2 protein-coding genes and 1 pseudogene are annotated in these 1923 nt (G+C 65.9%); 2 read left to right on the top strand and 1 reads right to left on the bottom strand.

Annotated features, from left to right (window positions below; translation table 11 throughout):
- The coding region (gene uvrA, locus A6M56_RS03785) for an excinuclease ABC subunit UvrA (RefSeq protein WP_286757777.1) at positions 1 to 1378 on the top strand (1378 nt) is incomplete at its 5' end.
- A gap of 16 nt (positions 1379 to 1394) precedes the next feature.
- Positions 1395 to 1673, top strand: coding sequence for an acylphosphatase (locus A6M56_RS03780; RefSeq protein WP_286757776.1), 279 nt, complete (start codon positions 1395 to 1397; stop codon positions 1671 to 1673).
- A 15-nt stretch (positions 1674 to 1688) separates the two neighbouring features.
- Here A6M56_RS03780 and A6M56_RS03775 read toward each other — a convergent pair.
- Positions 1689 to 1923, bottom strand: a pseudogene (locus A6M56_RS03775) (AEC family transporter); the annotation flags it as partial.

Below are 1923 nucleotides of genomic sequence, written 5' to 3'. Positions count from 1 at the left end.
GGACACGCTGTCCGGCGGCGAGGCGCAGCGCATCCGCCTGGCGTCGCAGATCGGTTCGGGACTGACCGGCGTGATGTACGTGCTGGACGAGCCGTCGATCGGCCTGCACCAGCGCGACAACGACCGCCTGATCGCCACCCTGAAGCACCTGCGCGACATCGGCAACAGCGTGCTGGTGGTCGAGCACGATGAAGACGCGATCCGCTGCGCCGACTACATCGTCGACATGGGCATCGGCGCCGGCGTGCATGGCGGCGAGGTGATCGCGCAAGGGCCGCTGAACGACATCCTGAAAAGCAAGAAGTCGCTGACCGCGAAATACCTGAACGGCACGCTCGCGATCCACGTGCCGAAGCAGCGCACCGCGCCCGATCCGGAGCGCCAGCTCGTCATTTCCGGCGCGTCCGGCAACAACCTCAAGCATGTCACGCTGGAGCTACCGGTCGGCTTGCTGACCTGCGTGACCGGCGTGTCGGGATCGGGCAAATCGACGCTGGTCAACGACACCCTGTACCACGCCGCCGCGCGCCATCTGTACGGCTCGCAGACGGAACCCGCGCCGTATGAATCGATCCACGGCATGGAGCATTTCGACAAGGTGATCGCGGTCGACCAGGCGCCGATCGGCCGCACCCCGCGCTCCAATCCGGCCACCTATACCGGCGTGTTCACGCCGATCCGCGACCTGTTCGCGACGGTGCCGACCGCAAAAGAGCGCGGCTACAGCGCCGGGCGCTTCTCGTTCAACGTCAAAGGCGGGCGCTGCGAAGCCTGCCAGGGCGACGGCGTGATCAAGGTCGAGATGCACTTTTTGCCCGACGTGTACGTGCCGTGCGACGTCTGCCACGGCAAGCGCTACAACCGCGAGACGCTGGAAGTGCAGTACAAGGGCAAGAACATCCACGAAGTGCTGGAGATGACGGTCGAGGAAGCGCACGAGTTCTTCAAGCCGGTGCCGGTGGTGGCGAGAAAGCTGCAGACGCTGCTCGACGTCGGCCTCGGCTACATCCGCCTGGGGCAGAGCGCCACCACCCTGTCCGGCGGCGAGGCGCAGCGCGTGAAGCTGTCGCTGGAACTGTCCAAGCGCGACACCGGCCGCACGCTGTACATCCTGGACGAGCCGACCACCGGCCTGCACTTCCACGACATCGACCTGCTGCTGAAAGTGATCCACCGCCTGCGCGACCAGGGCAACACGGTGGTGATCATCGAGCACAACCTGGACGTGATCAAGACCGCCGACTGGATCGTCGACCTCGGCCCGGAAGGCGGCGCCGGCGGCGGGCAGATCATCGCGACCGGCACGCCGGAAGATGTCGCGAAGAGCCCGGTGAGCTTCACCGGTAAGTATCTGGCGCCGATGCTGAAGAAAAAGTAAGCGTCAGGAGGAACGCATGGCCAAACATCTCGTCATCACCGGCCTGGTGCAAGGCGTCGGCTACCGGGCGTCGTTCGAGGCGCAGGCGCGCGCGTTGCGGCTGTGCGGCTGGGTGCGCAACCGGCGCGACGGCTCGGTGGAAGCGCTGGTGCGCGGCGATAATGCGGCGCTGGAAAAGATCATCGCGTGGTCACGGCGCGGCCCTGCCGCTGCCGTGGTCAACGATGTGAACGTGAGCGAGGCGGACGACGCCTCGCTGCCGGATGACAGGTTCGACGTGCGACCGACGGAATAACTCAGACGGAATAACTCAGGTCCGCAATCCCAGCCACAGTCCCGCCGGCACGAAGGCCAGCGCCGCCAAGTTCCCGAGCAACACGATCGACGCGACCTTGTCCGGCTCCTGTTTGTACTGCTCGGCCACCATGAAGCAGAACACGGCCGGCGGCAGCGACGCGAACAGGTACATCTGACCGCGCTGATCGGGTGTAAGCGTCAGCACGCCATCGAGCAGCCAGGCGACGATCAGGCCCGCGACCGGGCAG

This window comes from Ralstonia sp. RL, from assembly GCF_001683835.1.
Classification (GTDB): domain Bacteria; phylum Pseudomonadota; class Gammaproteobacteria; order Burkholderiales; family Burkholderiaceae; genus Ralstonia; species Ralstonia mannitolilytica.
This window is presented reverse-complemented; position numbering and strand designations above follow the sequence as displayed.

Coding starts and splice junctions, on each gene's coding strand:
- A6M56_RS03780 (WP_286757776.1), top strand. CDS start 1,395: ATGGCCAAACATCTCGTCATCACCGGCCTGGTGCAAGGCGTCGGCTAC.